This is a genomic window from Nocardiopsis coralliicola, assembly GCF_054779695.1.
Genome location: NZ_BAAGXT010000010.1, coordinates 42,455 through 57,542, shown reverse-complemented (window position 1 = coordinate 57,542; position 15,088 = coordinate 42,455). Strand labels below are relative to the sequence as shown.

Below are 15,088 nucleotides of genomic sequence, written 5' to 3'. Positions count from 1 at the left end.
AGGGCTAAGGCATCAGCTCCCGCGGTAGGTGGAGAAGGCGTACGGGCTCAGCAGCAGCGGCACGTGGTAGTGCTGCGCTGTGTCGGCCAGCTCGAAGGCGACGGTGACTTCGGGGTAGAACCCGGTCTGGCCGGTCGCGGTGAAGTACTCGGCGGTGGCGAACACGACCCGGTAGACGCCGGCGGGCAGCGTGTCCGGTCCGAAGTCGGGCACCCGGCCGTCGGCGTTGGTCGCGCCGGTCGCCACCGGGCTCCAGGAGGTGCGCTGCGGGTCCTCGGCGCGCTCCAGCCGCACGGCGACACCGGCGGCCGGCCGCCCGAGGGCGGCGTCCAGGACGTGCGTGGTCACATGGCTCATTGGTCGTCCAGCACCTTCTCCACGCGCAGCAGCGCGATCTTGCGGAACTCTTCGGCGACCACCCGCTTCTCCTCGGCGGGGCTGTGGCCCAGCCGCTTCTCCACGTCGGCGAGCAGGTCCTCCGGCGAGCGCCCGCTCGCGCAGACGAGGTAGATGTGGTCGAAGCGCTCCTCATAGGCGGCGTTGGCCGCGGCGAACGCCTGCTCGGCCGGCGCGCCGGCGTCGGACACCGCTGACTGCTCCTGGCGGGACCAGCGGGACTCGGTGTCGGCGCCGGCGGACTTCTCGCCGATCCGCGGGTGGCGGGCGAGTGCCGTGCCGACTTCGGCATCGGTGAGGTGTTCGGCGTGGGCGCCGGCTGCCGCGAGCAGCGCGGCGCGGTCGGCGAACGGGCGCGCCTGCTCCAGCGCGCCGGTCCACCGGTCGATGTCCAGGCAGCGCGCCAGCTCGGCGCGGAACGCGTCGGCGGGCAGGGCGTTCAGCCGCTCCAGGGCGGTTGCGGGCATGGTCCCCTCGTGGCCGTCTTCTCGGTCGGTCGCTGTGCGGCGGGGCTGGGTCTCCGCGCCGTTGCGCGGACACCCGGAGGCCATCTGCCGCACGTGTGGATTTCGTAGAGCAGAAACCCGCTTTTGCATATCGGACTGTAGCCCGGATCACAGGAGGGCTGTCAATACCGCGTTCCCGATGCGCGCCGGTTCAGTCCTCCGCGGTCCGGCGGCAGTGCCGGTGCGCGCCTGGATGCGCGGGAGTCGGCGCTGCCCCGGTTGACAACCGGCGCCGCTCCGCGCACACTCTCAGTATTCCTTCAAGTGAAAACTGAATTCCGAATAGCGAAATTAAAGGCCGGTGCACGACGGGGAGTGCCGGGGGAGAGCGCCGGGCCGACCGCCATCCGGTCCGGATCCGGGGCGGCGGCGCAGGAGGACGGCCGCGCGGCCGCCCCGGGCCGCGGCCCGGGAGCGGACCGCACGCCGGCCGCGCCCGCAGCCACGGGGCCGCGGCGGCAGCACCGGGGGTGCCTGCGGAACCCGCACCCGGGTCCGCGGAATACTCGGACTGCAGGGGTGAGCCGCACCTGCAGCGCCTCCGCTCCCGGCCTCGCCTGCGGCCGCCAGCCTGCACCTCTGGCCCGCAGCCCCGCCGCCCGCGGCCGCAGCGCCGCCCGACCTGACAGCTCCGACCCCAGGAGGGGACCGTGACCGAGTCCGACACCGCGAACGCGCCCGCCGCAACCGGCGGGCTGCGCCCGACGGTGAACTGCTCGCTGCTGTTCACCGAGCTCCCCGTCACCGAGCGCCCGGCCGCGGCCGCCCGCGCCGGCTTCGACGCCGTCGAGTTCTGGTGGCCGTTCGAGGAGGCCGCGCCGGCCGCCGCCGAGGTCGACGCCTTCGTCGACGCGATCGCCGCCTCCGGCACCCGGCTCACCGGCCTCAACTTCTTCGCCGGCCAGCTGCCCGGCCCGGACCGCGGCGTGCTCTCGCACCCGCACCGCGCCGCCGAGTTCCGCGCCAACCTGCCGGTCGTCGCCGACATCGCCGCCCGCACCGGCGCCACCGGCTTCAACGCCCTTTACGGCCTGCGCCTGCCCGGCGTCGACCCGGCCGAGCAGGACCGCGTCGCGCTGGAGAACCTCCTCGCCGCGGCCGAGGCCGTGGCGCCGGCCGGCGGGACCGTCCTGGTGGAGCCGCTCAGCGGCGCTCCCGACTACCCGCTGCTGACCGCAGAGGACGGGCTCGCCGTGGTCCGCCGCGCCCGTGCGGCCGGCGCCGCCAACACCGCACTGCTCGCCGACTTCTTCCACCTGGCCGCCAACGGAGACGACCCCGCCGCCGCGGTGCGCGCGCACGCCGCCGAGTTCGGCCACGTCCAGATCGCCGACCACCCGGGCCGCGGCGAACCCGGCAGCGGCTCGCTCGACCTGGCCGGGCTGCTCGCCGAGACCCGCTCCCGCGGCTACACCGGCCCCGTCGGCCTGGAGTACAAGCCCACCGGAGCCTCCGCCGACAGCTTCGGCTGGCTGCACCGCTGACCGCCCCGGAGGCCGGCACCCGCCACTGCAGCCGCCACAGCCACCACCGAAGGGACACCGACCACCCATGACCACCGCACCGGAGAACGGCCGGCCCGTGACCGTCGCCTTCATCGGGCTCGGCATCATGGGCCTGCCCATGGCCCTCAACCTGCACCGCGCCGGATACCGCGTGCTCGGCGTCAACCGGTCGCCGGGCCGCGCGAAGGAGTTCGCCGACCAGGGCGGAACCGCCGCCGGCAGCATCGCCGAAGCCGTGGCCGAGGCCGACGCAGTCATCACAATGCTGCCGGACTCGCCCGACGTCGAGGCCGCGCTCCTCGGCGAGGACGGCGTGTTCGCGCACGCCCGGGACGGCGCGCTGGTGATCGACATGAGCACCGTGCGCCCCGACACCGCGCGCACCGTCGCCGCCGAAGGCGCCCGGCGCGGCCTGCGCGTCCTCGACGCCCCGGTGAGCGGGGGCGAGGCCGGCGCCATCGAGGGCACCCTGTCCATCATGGCCGGCGGCGAGGACGACGGCTTCGCTGCGGCCCGTCCGCTCTTCGAGGTCGTCGGCGCCACGCCGGTGCACGTCGGCCCCGCCGGAGCGGGCCAGACCGTGAAGGCCGCCAACCAGCTCATCGTCGCCGGCAACATCCAGCTGCTCGCCGAAGCCCTGGTCTTCCTCGAAGCGCACGGCGTCGACACCGGCGCCGGCCTGGAGGTGCTCGGCGGCGGGCTCGCCGGCAGCACGGTGCTCCACCGGAAGGGCCCGAACATGCGGAAGCGCTCGTTCGCGCCGGGCTTCCGCGTCGAACTGCACGCCAAGGACCTGCGGATCGTGACCGACGCGGCCCGCGAAGCCGGCGTCAGCGTGCCGTTCGGCGCGCTCGCCGCCCAGTTCATGAACGCCCTGAAGGCGCGCGGTGACGGCGCCCTCGACCACTCGGCGCTGCTCACCCTCGTCGAAGAGCTCTCCGGGCGCGCTGCGCCGCGGGAGAAGTGACGCGCTCTGAGCAGTGAACCGCGGGCCCGCCGGGCCCGCGGAGCGGAGTCCCGCAGGCGGGGCGGCCGAGAAGCGTCCGCGGCTTAACCGATCCGCGCGGACGCCTCCAGCCCCGGGTGTTGGCCGCACCCGATGCCCCGCCAGCGGGCCCGTGACCCCCTAGCACTGAAGGGTTCACAGCGAATGGTACAGATGCCTGCAATGAACGCCGTCGTCCAGGTGCTGAAGGACGAGGGCGTCGACACCGCCTTCGGCTGCCCCGGCGCCGCGATCCTGCCGCTGTATGCGGCCCTCCGCGACGAGGGCGGCATCGACCACCTCGTCGTCCGCCACGAGGAGGGCGCCACCCACATGGCGGACGGGTGGGCCCGCACCAACGGCCGGGTCGGCGTCGCCATCGGCACCTCCGGCCCCGCCGCGACGAACATGGTCACCGGCCTCTACACTGCCATGGCCGACTCGGTGCCGATCGTCTGCATCACCGGGCAGAACCGTACCGACCTCCTGGACAAGGAGGGCTTCCAGGCGGTCGACATCACCGCCGTCGCCGAGCCCGTCACCAAGTGGGCGGTGCAGATCAAGGAGGCCGGCTCGGCGCCGTGGATCTTCCGGGAGGCGTTCCGCATCGCGCGGGAAGGCCGCCCCGGCCCGGTCCTCATCGACATCCCGCTCGACGTCGCCCAGCAGACCATCTCCTACGACCCGGCGATCGACGCGCCGCTGCCCGTGCACCCGGTCCACCCGCACCTGCCGCGGGTGGAGCGCGCCCTGGACATGCTGCTCGGCGCCGAGCGCCCGCTGCTGCTGGCCGGCGGCGGTGTGGTCGCCGCCGACGCCGCCGCCGAGCTCGCCGAGGCGGCCGAGCTCCTCGGCGTGCCCGTGCAGACCACCCTGATGGGCAAGGGCGCCTTCGACGAGACCTCGCCGCTCTACGCCGGCATGACCGGGGTGCAGACCTCCCAGCGCTACGGCAACGCGTCCTTCCTCGAAGCCGACCTGGTGCTGGCGGTGGGCGCCCGGTTCGCCGACCGGCACACCGGCGCCATCTCGGTCTACCGCGGCGACCGCACCTTCATCCACGTCGACATCGAACCGACCCAGATCGGCCGGGTCTTCGAACCCGACCTCGGCGTCGTCTCCGACGCCCGGCTGTTCCTGCGCGCACTCGCCGACGCCGCCCGCAAGCGCGGTACGCAGCCCGGCCCCGGCGGCTGGCGGGAGCGCGTCGTCGGGCTCAAGCGGGACCTGGCCCGCCGGGAGGACTTCGACGATGTGCCGATCAAGGCGCCCCGCGTCTACGCCGAGATCAACGAGGCGTTCGGCCCCGAGACCTACACCGTCACCGCCATCGGCCTGTACCAGATCTGGGGCGGCCAGCACCAGCGCGCCCACCTGCCGCGGCACTACCAGGTGTGCGGCCAGGCCGGCCCGCTCGGCTGGGAGATCCCGGCGGCGATCGGCGTGAAGAAGGCGCTGGAGCGCACCGAGCCGGACGCCGAAGTGCTCGGCATCGTCGGCGACTACGGCTTCCAGTACATGGTGGAGGAGCTCGCCGTCGCCGCGCAGTACGACGTGCCCTTCGTGCTGATCATGCTCAACAACGAGTACCTGGGGCTGATCCGGCAGGCCGAGATCCCCTACGACATGGACTACGAAGTCGACATCCACTACGACGAGTACGGCACCGACAACGTCAAGATCATGGAAGCCTACGGCTGCTCCGGCCGGCGCGTCTTCGACCCGGCCGAGCTGCGCGACGGCATCGACTGGGCCCGTAAGGAAGCGCGCCGCACGTCGCGCCCGGTGCTGCTGGAGGTCATGATCGAACGCCGGGCCAACACGCCGCACGGGCCGTCGATCGACGCCGTGCGCGAATTCGAGCCCGACCCCGCCTGAGCGCCGGGTCTTCCGGATACCTTCTGCCGGAAGCCCGACGTTCGGTTCGCCGCCGCCGGCCCTGCCGCGCGGCGCGAACACCGGCCCCGGATCCGGGGTGCGCCGCTGCGGCGGTAGAAACGGATCCGGGCGGGGACACTGTCCCCGCACGGGCGGGGCGCATCGGTGGTCACTTGGCCGGACCACCGCGGCGCCCCGCCCTCTTCCGTGCGGCACAGCGGCCCGGCCGAGCGGGCCGCACGGCACGGGAGCGCCGCAGGTCTGCTACCGTTGCGGGCACCATGCTGCGTGAGCTGCTCCTCCTTAGCGGCCGCGGCGGGGGTCGCTAGAAACGGTCGACTCCCTCGCCGCGGGGCTTCGTCGTGTCTGGTCGGCCTGGATCGCCACACCCTCGCAGAGGAGCAGCAGCAATGGCTTCGCAGCCTTCGGTACCCCAGCAGCAGCCCAGCGGAATGCCCATCCACCGCTACGTCCCGTTCGCGCCGGTGGACCTGCCCGACCGCACCTGGCCGTCGAAGACGATCAGCTCCGCGCCCCGATGGCTCTCCACTGACCTGCGGGACGGCAACCAGGCCCTGATCGAGCCGATGGACGGCGCCCGCAAGCACGAGATGTTCGACCTGCTGGTCCGGATGGGCTACAAGGAGATCGAGGTCGGCTTCCCTGCCGCCAGCCAGACCGACTTCGACTTCGTCCGCTCCCTCATCGAGGGCGGCCGCATCCCCGGCGACGTGCAGATCTCGGTGCTGACCCAGGCGCGCGAAGACCTGATCGAGCGCACCGTGCAGTCCCTGGTCGGCGCCGAGCGTGCCACCGTGCACCTGTACAACGCCACCGCGCCGGTCTTCCGCGACGTCGTCTTCGGCGTCGACCGCGACGCCTGCAAGGCCATCGCGGTCGACGGCACCCGGCACGTCGTCCGGTTCATGGAGAAGTACCTGGGCGAGACCGAGGTCGTCGGCTACGAGTACTCGCCGGAGATCTTCATCGACACCGAGCTGGACTTCGCCCGCGAGGTCTGCGAGGCCGTCATGGACGTCTGGCAGCCCGGCCCGGACCGCGAGATCATCCTCAACCTGCCGGCCACCGTGGAGCGCTCCACGCCCAACGTCTACGCCGACCAGATCGAGTGGATGAGCCGCAGCCTCACCCGCCGCGAGCACGTCTGCCTGTCGGTGCATCCGCACAACGACCGCGGCACCGGCATCGCCTCGGCCGAGCTGGGCGTGATGGCCGGCGCGGACCGGATCGAGGGCTGCCTGTTCGGCCACGGCGAGCGCACCGGCAACGTCGACCTGGTCACCCTGGGCCTGAACCTGTTCAGCCAGGGCGTCGACCCGATGATCGACTTCTCCGACATCGACGAGATCCGCCGCACCGTCGAACACTGCACCCAGCTGCCGGTGGCGCCGCGCCACCCCTACGGCGGCGACCTGGTCTACACCGCCTTCTCCGGCTCGCACCAGGACGCGATCAAGAAGGGCCTCACCGCCATCGAGGAGCGCGCGGTGCAGGCCGGCCGCCCGGTGGCCGAGGCCGAGTGGAACGTGCCCTACCTGCCGATCGACCCCAAGGACGTCGGCCGCGACTACGAGGCCGTGATCCGGGTGAACAGCCAGTCCGGCAAGGGCGGCGTCGCCTACATCCTGCAGCGGGACCACGCGATGGACCTGCCGCGCCGCCTGCAGATCGAGTTCTCCCACGTGGTCCAGCACTACACCGACGGCGAGGGCGGCGAGTTCAGCGCCGAGCGCATCTGGGAGATCTTCACCGAGAACTACCTGGACGAGGCGGGCCCGGTCAGCGTGCTGGCGCACCGCTCGCAGACCACGGACGCGGGCTACCGGATCGACGCCGACGTCCGGGTGGACGGCGAGATCCGGGAGATCTCCGGATCCGGCCAGGGCGCGCTGTCGGCGTTCTGCGACGCGCTCACCGAGGTCGACGTGAAGTTCCGCGTGGTCGACTACGTGGAGCACGCACTCAGCGAGGGCAGCGACGCGCGCGCCGCCGCCTACGTCGAGGCCGACGTCGACGGCACCGTGGTCTGGGGTGTGGGACTGCACCAGAACATCACCACCGCGTCCCTCAAGGCGGTGTGCAGCGCCGTGAACCGGGCGCGCGCGGCGGCGCAGGACTGATCCCGGCGATCCCGGCGCACCGGGCAGCGTGAGCGGGCGCGGGGCGGCAGGTGAGGGGGGCCGCCCCGCGCACACGGAAGGCGGGGGAACCGGTGCGGGTGCGCCGGTTCCCCCGCCTGCTGCGCTGATACTGCGCGGAGCCGTCCCCTCGGGGCGCTACTCGTAGCCGAAGTTCTGCGCCCAGTAGCGGTCGGTCTCGCCGACGCCGATGGCGGTGAAGTCGCAGTTGAGGATGTTGGCGCGGTGGCCCGGGCTGTCCATCCAGCCCTGCATCACCGCCTCCGGGGTGGGGTGGCCGGCGGCGACGTTCTCGCCGCCCCACGCCGTGTACCCCGCCTCTTCGGCGCGCTCGCCGGGGCCGACGCCCTCGGGGGTGTCGTGCGCCATATAGTCGCGGCTCGCCATGTCCGCGCTGTGGTCCTGCGACGCCTTCGCCAGCTGGGCGTCGGGCGAGACCGGGTCGCACCCGGCGGAGGCGCGCTCCTCGTTGACGAGCGCGACGACCGCCGACTCCTCGGCGGAGTCGCCGCCACCGCCACCGCCGCTGCCCGGGGAGCCCCCCGTGCCGCCGGACCCGCCGGAACCGCCGCCGCTGCCGGAGCCTTCGCCGGGGTCGGCGGAGGCCGAGACGGATACGCTCCCCTCGGCCTGCTGCGCCTGCTGGCCCTGCGCGCCGCCGCCGGAGGAGTCGCCGCCGGCGCCGTCCCGGCTTCCGGAGCCGTCTGCGCCGGGCTCCCCGGTGGCGCCGTCGAAGAAGTCGTCGGCGGCGGGCGCGAGCCCCGAGTCGGCCGGTGCCGGAGCGTCCGGGCCGGTTCCGCCGACCGCGACCAGCGCGCCGGCTGCGCCCAGTCCCACCGGCAGTGCGAGCGCTGCCGCGATCAGCGGCCCGCGCCCGCGGCGCGGCGCGGCCGTGTCGCGCCGGGTCTGCCGTCTTCGTCCTCGTCCCATCGTCGCTCCGGTCTGGATCGGTGAACGGGGTGTCCGCGTGATCGTAGAGCACCCGGGCGCATAATGCCGTATTTGACGGTGATTTCGGGAGATTCTTCCTTTGTCGTCCCTGTTCAGGGGGGTGGGGCCGCGGGAGGGAGCGCGCGGCCGGTGCCGATCGGCGAGAATGGAGGGGTGAGTATCTACCGCGACGAGGGCGTCGTCCTGCGCACGCAGAAGCTCGGCGAGGCCGACCGCATCGTCACCCTGCTCACCCGCCGCACCGGCCTGGTGCGCGCGGTCGGCAAGGGCGTGCGCCGCACCAAGTCGCGCTTCGGTGCCCGGCTGGAGCCGTTCAGCCACGTCGACCTCCAGCTCTACACCGGCCGCACCCTCGACGTGGTGACCCAGGCCGAGTCGCTGCGCTCCTACGGCGGCCCGCTCGTCGCCGACTACGCCCGCTACACCGCGGCGACCGCCGTGGTGGAGACCGCGGAGAAGGTCGTGGCCGTCGAAAAGGACCCGGCGCTGCGCCAGTTCCTCCTCGTCATCGGGGCGCTGCGCACCCTGGGGGAGGGCACCCACGCACCGCGGCTCGTACTCGACGCCTACCTCCTCCGCTCGCTCGCCGTCGCCGGGTACGCGCCCGCACTGGACTCCTGCGCACGCTGCGGATCGGCCGGCCCCGGGCTGCGCGCCTTCGCGGTGCACGCCGGCGGTGCGGTCTGCTCGGTGTGCCGACCGCACGGTGCGGTCACGCCGTCCGCGGATGCGGTGCGGCTGATGGGCGCGCTGCTCGGCGGGGACTGGGACAGCGCCGACGCGAGCGAGGAGCGGCACCGCTCCGAATGCAGCGGGCTGGTCGCCGCCTACCTCCAATGGCACCTGGAGAACGGCATCCGGTCGCTGCGCCTGGTGGAGAACTCCGAGCGCTGACGCCGCCGTCCCGGCAGGCGCGGACCGCGCACCGTCGGGGTGCGGGCACCGGCCGGGGCCTGCGGTATCGTGCGTCGGGTCCGCCCCGGCGCGCCCGGCCCGGACGCTCCCACGACGCACCGCGCACCGCGCTCTGCGCCCCGTGCCACCGAACCCCGCCACCGGGAGGATCCACCCGTGAGCCTGTTCTCGTCCGGCTCCGGCCGCGGCTACGCCGCGCCGGCGCCGCACCCCTCCGGCGCCCGCCCGCCCGAGCTGCCCAAGGCGCTCGTGCCGAAGCACATCGCGGTCGTGATGGACGGCAACGGGCGCTGGGCCAAGGAGCGCGGTCTCGCCCGCACCGAGGGCCACAAGGCCGGCGAGGGGGCCCTGTTCGACGTGGTCGAGGGCGCCCTGGAGCTGGGCGTGCCCACCCTGTCCGCCTACGCCTTCTCCACCGAGAACTGGAAGCGCTCGCCCGAGGAGGTGCGCTTCCTGATGGGCTTCAACCGCGACGTGATCCGCCGCCGCCGCGACGAGCTGCACGCCATGGGGGTGCGGGTGCGCTGGTCCGGGCGGCCCGGCATGCTGTGGAAGAGCGTCATCTCCGAGCTGCGCGAAGCCGAGGAGATGACCCGCGGCAACACTGCGCTCACCCTGCAGTTCTGCGTCAACTACGGCGGCCGCTCGGAGATCGCCGACGCCGCCGCCCAGATCGCCCGCGAGGCCGCCGAGGGCCGGCTCAACCCGGACAAGGTCAGCGAGGAGGCGATCACCGCCCGGCTGTACGCCGCCGACCTGCCCGACGTCGACCTGTTCGTGCGCTCCTCCGGCGAGCAGCGCCTGTCCAACTTCCTGCTCTGGCAGTCCGCGTACGCCGAGTTCGTCTTCCTCGACACCCTCTGGCCCGACTTCGACCGCCGCCACCTCTGGCACGCCTGCGAGGTCTACGCCTCGCGGGACCGCCGCTACGGCGGCGCCGTGCCCAATCCGGTACCGCCCGGCGGCGGCGCCGGGCCGGATCAGGACTCCGGGGCGGCGCCGGGCACGGCATCCGGCGCATAGCGGTCCGCGGGGGCAAGTCCCGCGGCTGACGAGGGGGGAGCAGTACCCAGATGACCGGCATCGACCTGAACCGTCCGCGCACCGACTACGCCGCGATCGGCGACAGCTTCACCGAAGGGGTCGGCGACCCGGGACCGGACGGGCGGTTCCGCGGCTGGGCCGACCGGTTCGCCGAGCACCTCGCCCGGGCCGCCGCTCCGGGGGGCGAAGTCCGCTACGCCAACCTCGCGGTCCGCGGCAAGCTCCTCGGGCAGGTGCGCGACGAGCAGCTGCCGCGCGCGCTCGAACTCGAACCGGACCTGGTCACCCTCAGCGCCGGCGGCAACGACCTGCTGCGCCCCGGCGCCGATCCGGACGTGCTCGCCAGCCGGCTGGAAGAGGCCGTTGCGGCGCTGCGCGGAACCGGCGCCGACGTCGTCCTGTTCACCGGCGTCAACGTCGCCGGCGGCTACATGCGCGCCCGCATCGGCCACTTCGCGCGCTTCTACCTGAACATCCGCTCCATCGCCGACGCGCACGGCTGCTACGTCGTCGACCAGTGGTCGATGGCCGAGCTCACCGACCCGCGCGCCTGGGACGACGACCGGCTGCACATGTCGCCGGAGGGGCACCGCCGCCTCGCCCTGCAGGTCTGCCGCACCCTCGGCGTGCCGGCCGACGGCGAACCGGGAGCGCCGTGGCCGGTCCGGCCGCCGATGCCGCCCGCCGTCGCGCGCCAGCAGAACCTGCGCTGGGCGCGGGAGTTCCTGGTTCCCTGGGTCGGCCGGCGCCTTACCGGCCGGTCCTCCGGCGACGGCCGCGCCGCCAAGCGCCCCGGTCTGGATCCGGTGAAGCCTGGGTAGCGCCGTGCTCCGCAGCGGCGGCGCACCCGGACCGGTGCGCCGCCGCGGGCCGCCCGCGGCGGCGCACCGGCCCTGGCGGCCCGCCCCGCGCGCCGGCGTGATCCCCGTGACACTGGGCGGCGAAGGCGCAACCTACTGTCGCGTAACCCGGGCTCGGGGCGGCATCATTTCCCCCATGAGCGGTATCGGCAGCCCCGCCGCGGACGGCGGCATCCTCTCCTTCGTCGCCCTCGGAGACAGCTTCACCGAAGGGTTGGACGACCCCTACCCGGACAGCGCGGACACCCCGCGGGGGCGGTACCGCGGCTGGGCCGACCGGCTCGCCGAGCACCTCGCCGGGGCGGCGGCGGAAGTCCGCTACGCCAACCTCGCGGTGCGCGGCAAGCTGATCGACCAGATCGTCGGCGACCAGCTGCCCGCGGCCGTCGAGCTCCGCCCGGACCTGGTCACCCTGTGCGCCGGCGGCAACGACATCATCCGCCCCGGCTCCGATCCGGACCGGGTCGCCGAGGTGTTCGAGGGCGCGGTGGCCCGGCTCACCGCGACCGGTGCCCGGGTCGTCGTCTTCACCGGTTTCGACACCGGGTTCCAGCCGGTGATGCGGCACCTGCGCGGCCGGGTCGCCACCTACAACATGCATGTGCGCGCAGTGGCCGACACCTACGGCTGCACCGTCGCCGACCTGTGGTCGATGAAGTTCCTGCACGACCGGCGCGCGTGGAGCACCGACCGCCTCCACCTGTCCGCGGAGGGCCACCGGCGGCTGGCGCTGCGCCTCGCGCAGATCCTCGGCGCGTCCGACGGCGCCGGCTGGGACGCGCCGTGGCCCGAGGAGGCGCCGCAGGACTGGCGCGCCGCGCGGCAGCAGGACCTGGCCTGGGCGCGCGCCTACCTGGTGCCGTGGATCGGGCGGCGGCTCACCGGCCGCTCCTCCGGGGACGGCATGGGCCCGAAGCGCCCGCAGCTGGAGCCGGTCCGCGACTGCCGCCGCTGACGGGTGCGCTCAGCGTCCGGAGCGCCGGGCTCGGCGGACCGAGTTCGGCGGAGGGGCTCGGCGGAGCGGGCCGGATCAGGGCGCCGAGACCGGCGACCCGCGGAGCCCGTCCCGCTGCGGCCGGGAGCCGGCGCGGCGGGCGCACGCGGCGCAGGTGCCGAACACCTCGACGGTGTGCGTCACGTCGGTGAACCCGTGCTGGGTTCCGATGCTCTCGGCCCACCGCTCCACCGCCGGGCCCTCCACCTCGACCGCCTTGCCGCAGCTGCGGCAGACCAGGTGGTGGTGGTGGCTCTCGGTGGCGCAGGCCCGGTAGACAGCCTCGCCGTCGTCGTTGCGCAGCACATCCACCTCACCGGAGTCGCACAGCGTCTGCAGTGCGCGGTAGACGGTGGTCAGCCCGATCTTCGACCCGTCGGCCCGCAGGTCGGCATAGAGGTCCTGGGCGCTGCGGAACCCGGTGCTGTCGTCGAGCGCCCGCTTCACGGCCTCGCGTCGTGTACTCAACGGGTCACCTCCCCGCGTCGGCGTAGCTCTCCGGCTCGTCCTGAAGCGTACCGCCCGCAGCGGTGCGCGTGCGGGCGGGGGAGCGCAGCAATCGGCCCGCCGCCACGGCCACGGCGAAAACCGCGAGGGTCAGCAGGACGATGGCGGCGCCCGGTGCGACATCGGTGTAGAAGGCGGTGGTCAGGCCGCCGACCGAGGACAGCGCACCGATCGCCACGGCGAGCGCCGCGGTCACCCGGAAGCTCCGGGTGAGCTGCTGGGCGGCCACCACCGGCACCACCATCAGCGCGCTCACCATGAGCAGGCCCACCACGCGCATCGCGATGACCACGGTGACCGCGGCGGTGATGGAGATGAGCAGACTGAGGAAGCGCACCGGGAGGCCGGCGGCACGCGCGCTGTCCTCGTCCATGCAGAGCACGAACAGCTCGCGGCCGAAGAAAGCGATCACGCCGATCACCGCGGCGGCGAGCACCACCACGACGGTGATGTCCTCGCTGGTGACGCTGGAGACCGAACCGAAGAGGAAGGCGGTCAGCGTCGCGTTGCTGGCGCTGGGAGCCAGCCCGATGAGCAGCACGCCGCCCGCGATGCCGCCGTAGAACAGCAGGGCCAGGGCGACGTCGCCGCCGGTGCGGGCGCGCACCCGGACCAGCTCGATGGCTGCTGCGCCGAGCGCCGACACGATGAGTGCGGTGAGCACCGGCGAGGTGCCGGTGAGGAAGCCGAGGGCCACGCCGGTCAGCGCGACGTGGCCGATGCCGTCGCCGAGCAGGGCGAGCCGCCGCTGCACCAGGAAGGTACCGATGACCGGTGCGACGAGCCCCACCAGTGCGGCGGCGATCAGGGCGCGCACCATGAAGTCGTAGGAGAGGATCTCAGTCACGGCGGGGCACCTCGGCACCGGTGATCGCGGGCAGGGCGACCGCGGGCGCGGGCTCGGCCCCGGAGTGCGGGTGGACGTGGTCGTGGCCCGGCCGTGCGCAGGCGCCGGTGGGCCGCGGCACACTGCCGTCGTGGGTGATGTGCCCGCCGTCGAGCACGACGGCGCGGTCGATCAGCGGCTCCAGCGGGCCGGTCTCGTGCAGGACCAGGACGACGGTGGCGCCGTCGTCGTGCAGGTGCTGGATCGCCGCGGCCAGCGCCCGCTGGCTGCCGGCGTCGACCCCGGCCATCGGCTCGTCCATCAGCACGGTGTCGGGGCGCCCGGCGAGTGCGCGGGCGATGAGCACCCGCTGCTGCTGCCCGCCGGAGAGCTCGTGCACCGCTGCGCGGGCCCGGCCGGCCAGGCCCACCGCTTCGAGCGCCGCGGTGACGGCGCGCCGCTCGTCCCGGCCGGCCCAGTGCAGCCGGCGCCGCGTGGCGACCTGGCCGGATGCGACGACCTCCTGCACGGTGGCGGGGACGCCGCCGCCCGCGGTGAGGCGCTGGGGCACATAGCCGACCCGGCGCCAGTCCTTGAACCGCGCCAGCGGGGTGCCGTGGACCTCCACCGAGCCGGCCCACAGCGGCGTGATGCCGATGAGCGAGCGCATGAGGGTGGACTTGCCGGAGCCGTTGGCGCCGAGGATCGCGAGCGTCTGCCCCGCCGGCACGGTGAGGTCCACCCCGTGCAGGACCGGGGTGCGGTCGTAGCCGGCGGTGGCGCCGCGCACCTGGAAGGCGGGATCAGAGGTCACCGTCCCAGTCTGCCGACAATGAAAATGGTTGTCAAAAATACCGATTGCCGCGAATGCGGGAATCGGTCCTGGCAGATCGTCCGCCGGCGCCGGCGCGCCCCGCTCCCGGCGGCGACTAAAGCAGTCCGCTCTGCAGGACGCCGAGTGCGGCGAGCACCGCGATGACCGTTCCGCGCATCGCCCGTTCGCCCGGCCGCAGCGACGGCCAGGCGAGGAACGCGAGCCAGGCCATGAACAGGGCCAGCACGCCGAGGAGGAGCGCGCCCAGCGGCCCCGACACCAGCAGGCCGGAGACGAAGAGCACCGCCATGCCCACCGGCAGGATCCAGCGCGGCGCCTGGTGCAGCCAGACGAGCGGCACCGCGCTGCGCTGCTCGATGCTCCGCCGCAGCCCGCCGGCCCCCGGGGTGTAGAACACCTCTCCGTCGGGCAGCGGCCGCTCCCGCCGTCCCCGCTCCCGGTCGTCCACCACGGTGGCTCCTGTCTTCTCGCGTCCTGCCGCTCGTGCGGGCCGCTGCGCCCCTCCACCGCAGAATAGTGACGGAGGGCACTCGGCGTGAACACCGGGACGGCCTCGCTAGGATCGCGGGAGAGGGGGCGAGCGGGTAGCGCCGCCGCCTTAACCGGCCGCTTAAGCGCGACCTCGTAGAGTCGGCACTGAATGGTGGTCTCAGCCGGCGCCCGCGCCGCGGACCGCCCGGCCGGCTGTGCCACCGCACTCGCCTGTGCCCCGCTCCGCAGCGATCAA

15 protein-coding genes are annotated in these 15,088 nt (G+C 73.9%); 8 read left to right on the top strand and 7 right to left on the bottom strand.

The genetic code is table 11. From position 1 onward, the window contains the following. Window positions 1–12: 12 nt before the first annotated feature. Together uraH and uraD are read right to left on the bottom strand one after the other, a co-directional pair. Window positions 13–357: a hydroxyisourate hydrolase gene (gene uraH, locus ACYVGT_RS10000; protein WP_460856311.1), complete on the bottom strand. Its 345-nt coding sequence runs from the start codon at window positions 355–357 to the stop codon at window positions 13–15. Next, window positions 354–863 carry a 2-oxo-4-hydroxy-4-carboxy-5-ureidoimidazoline decarboxylase gene (gene uraD / locus ACYVGT_RS09995; RefSeq protein WP_460856309.1) on the bottom strand — a complete coding sequence of 170 codons (510 nt, stop codon included), beginning with the start codon at window positions 861–863 and terminating at the stop codon, window positions 354–356. The genes uraH and uraD overlap by 4 nt, the downstream gene beginning before the upstream one ends. A gap of 689 nt (window positions 864–1,552) precedes the next feature. Between uraD and ACYVGT_RS09990 the strand changes: the two genes are divergently transcribed. The 4 genes from ACYVGT_RS09990 (at window position 1,553) to leuA (ending at window position 7,411) form a co-directional block, all read left to right on the top strand. After that, window positions 1,553–2,386 carry a hydroxypyruvate isomerase family protein gene (locus tag ACYVGT_RS09990; protein WP_460856308.1) on the top strand — a complete coding sequence of 278 codons (834 nt, stop codon included), beginning with the start codon at window positions 1,553–1,555 and terminating at the stop codon, window positions 2,384–2,386. 67 nt (window positions 2,387–2,453) lie between these two features. Continuing rightward, window positions 2,454–3,374: a 2-hydroxy-3-oxopropionate reductase gene (locus ACYVGT_RS09985; RefSeq protein ID WP_460856306.1), complete on the top strand. Its 921-nt coding sequence runs from the start codon at window positions 2,454–2,456 to the stop codon at window positions 3,372–3,374. Between the two features lie 183 nt (window positions 3,375–3,557). Further along, window positions 3,558–5,270 (top strand): glyoxylate carboligase, encoded by a 1,713-nt coding sequence (gcl, locus tag ACYVGT_RS09980; protein ID WP_460856304.1) that lies wholly within the window; start codon window positions 3,558–3,560, stop codon window positions 5,268–5,270. 410 nt (window positions 5,271–5,680) lie between these two features. Continuing rightward, a complete protein-coding gene (gene leuA, locus ACYVGT_RS09975; protein ID WP_460856303.1) occupies window positions 5,681–7,411 on the top strand; it encodes a 2-isopropylmalate synthase in 1,731 nt (576 codons plus the stop codon). 156 nt (window positions 7,412–7,567) lie between these two features. Here leuA and ACYVGT_RS09970 read toward each other — a convergent pair whose 3' ends face one another. Next, a complete protein-coding gene (locus ACYVGT_RS09970; RefSeq protein WP_460856301.1) occupies window positions 7,568–8,359 on the bottom strand; it encodes a CAP domain-containing protein in 792 nt (263 codons plus the stop codon). Window positions 8,360–8,533: 174 nt separating this feature from the next. Here ACYVGT_RS09970 and recO point away from each other — a divergent pair, with 174 nt between their 5' ends. From recO to ACYVGT_RS09950, 4 genes are all read left to right on the top strand, one after another. Continuing rightward, window positions 8,534–9,274: a DNA repair protein RecO gene (gene recO / locus ACYVGT_RS09965; protein ID WP_460856300.1), complete on the top strand. Its 741-nt coding sequence runs from the start codon at window positions 8,534–8,536 to the stop codon at window positions 9,272–9,274. A gap of 177 nt (window positions 9,275–9,451) precedes the next feature. After that, window positions 9,452–10,318 carry an isoprenyl transferase gene (locus tag ACYVGT_RS09960; protein WP_460856298.1) on the top strand — a complete coding sequence of 289 codons (867 nt, stop codon included), beginning with the start codon at window positions 9,452–9,454 and terminating at the stop codon, window positions 10,316–10,318. Window positions 10,319–10,368: 50 nt separating this feature from the next. Next, complete coding sequence (locus ACYVGT_RS09955; protein WP_460856296.1) at window positions 10,369–11,160, top strand: SGNH/GDSL hydrolase family protein; 792 nt, start codon at window positions 10,369–10,371, stop codon at window positions 11,158–11,160. A 175-nt stretch (window positions 11,161–11,335) separates the two neighbouring features. Further along, the gene (locus tag ACYVGT_RS09950; RefSeq protein WP_460856294.1) at window positions 11,336–12,154 is read left to right on the top strand and encodes an SGNH/GDSL hydrolase family protein; all 819 of its coding nucleotides are present in this window, start codon (window positions 11,336–11,338) and stop codon (window positions 12,152–12,154) included. Window positions 12,155–12,229: 75 nt separating this feature from the next. On the opposite strand, the gene ACYVGT_RS09945 is transcribed toward ACYVGT_RS09950, so the two are convergent. The 4 genes from ACYVGT_RS09945 to ACYVGT_RS09930 all read right to left on the bottom strand — a co-directional run bounded on the left by ACYVGT_RS09945 (window position 12,230) and on the right by ACYVGT_RS09930 (window position 14,812). Further along, window positions 12,230–12,661 carry a Fur family transcriptional regulator gene (locus ACYVGT_RS09945; protein ID WP_460856292.1) on the bottom strand — a complete coding sequence of 144 codons (432 nt, stop codon included), beginning with the start codon at window positions 12,659–12,661 and terminating at the stop codon, window positions 12,230–12,232. Window positions 12,662–12,665: 4 nt separating this feature from the next. Next, window positions 12,666–13,547 carry a metal ABC transporter permease gene (locus tag ACYVGT_RS09940; RefSeq protein ID WP_460856291.1) on the bottom strand — a complete coding sequence of 294 codons (882 nt, stop codon included), beginning with the start codon at window positions 13,545–13,547 and terminating at the stop codon, window positions 12,666–12,668. Next, window positions 13,540–14,340 carry a metal ABC transporter ATP-binding protein gene (locus ACYVGT_RS09935; protein WP_460856289.1) on the bottom strand — a complete coding sequence of 267 codons (801 nt, stop codon included), beginning with the start codon at window positions 14,338–14,340 and terminating at the stop codon, window positions 13,540–13,542. The genes ACYVGT_RS09940 and ACYVGT_RS09935 overlap by 8 nt, the downstream gene beginning before the upstream one ends. Before the next feature lie 115 nt (window positions 14,341–14,455). Next, window positions 14,456–14,812, bottom strand: coding sequence for a DUF6703 family protein (locus ACYVGT_RS09930; protein ID WP_460856287.1), 357 nt, complete (start codon window positions 14,810–14,812; stop codon window positions 14,456–14,458). Between the last annotated feature and the right edge of the window lie 276 nt (window positions 14,813–15,088).

What these genes read in the sequence shown, in the direction of transcription:
- ACYVGT_RS09955 (WP_460856296.1), top strand. Translation starts at nt 10,369, where the DNA reads ATGACCGGCATCGACCTGAACCGTCCGCGCACCGACTACGCCGCGATC.
- ACYVGT_RS09985 (WP_460856306.1), top strand. Translation starts at nt 2,454, where the DNA reads ATGACCACCGCACCGGAGAACGGCCGGCCCGTGACCGTCGCCTTCATC.
- uraH (WP_460856311.1), bottom strand. Translation starts at nt 357, where the DNA reads ATGAGCCATGTGACCACGCACGTCCTGGACGCCGCCCTCGGGCGGCCG.
- ACYVGT_RS09950 (WP_460856294.1), top strand. Translation starts at nt 11,336, where the DNA reads ATGAGCGGTATCGGCAGCCCCGCCGCGGACGGCGGCATCCTCTCCTTC.
- uraD (WP_460856309.1), bottom strand. Translation starts at nt 863, where the DNA reads ATGCCCGCAACCGCCCTGGAGCGGCTGAACGCCCTGCCCGCCGACGCG.
- ACYVGT_RS09970 (WP_460856301.1), bottom strand. Translation starts at nt 8,359, where the DNA reads ATGGGACGAGGACGAAGACGGCAGACCCGGCGCGACACGGCCGCGCCG.
- gcl (WP_460856304.1), top strand. Translation starts at nt 3,558, where the DNA reads ATGGTACAGATGCCTGCAATGAACGCCGTCGTCCAGGTGCTGAAGGAC.
- leuA (WP_460856303.1), top strand. Translation starts at nt 5,681, where the DNA reads ATGGCTTCGCAGCCTTCGGTACCCCAGCAGCAGCCCAGCGGAATGCCC.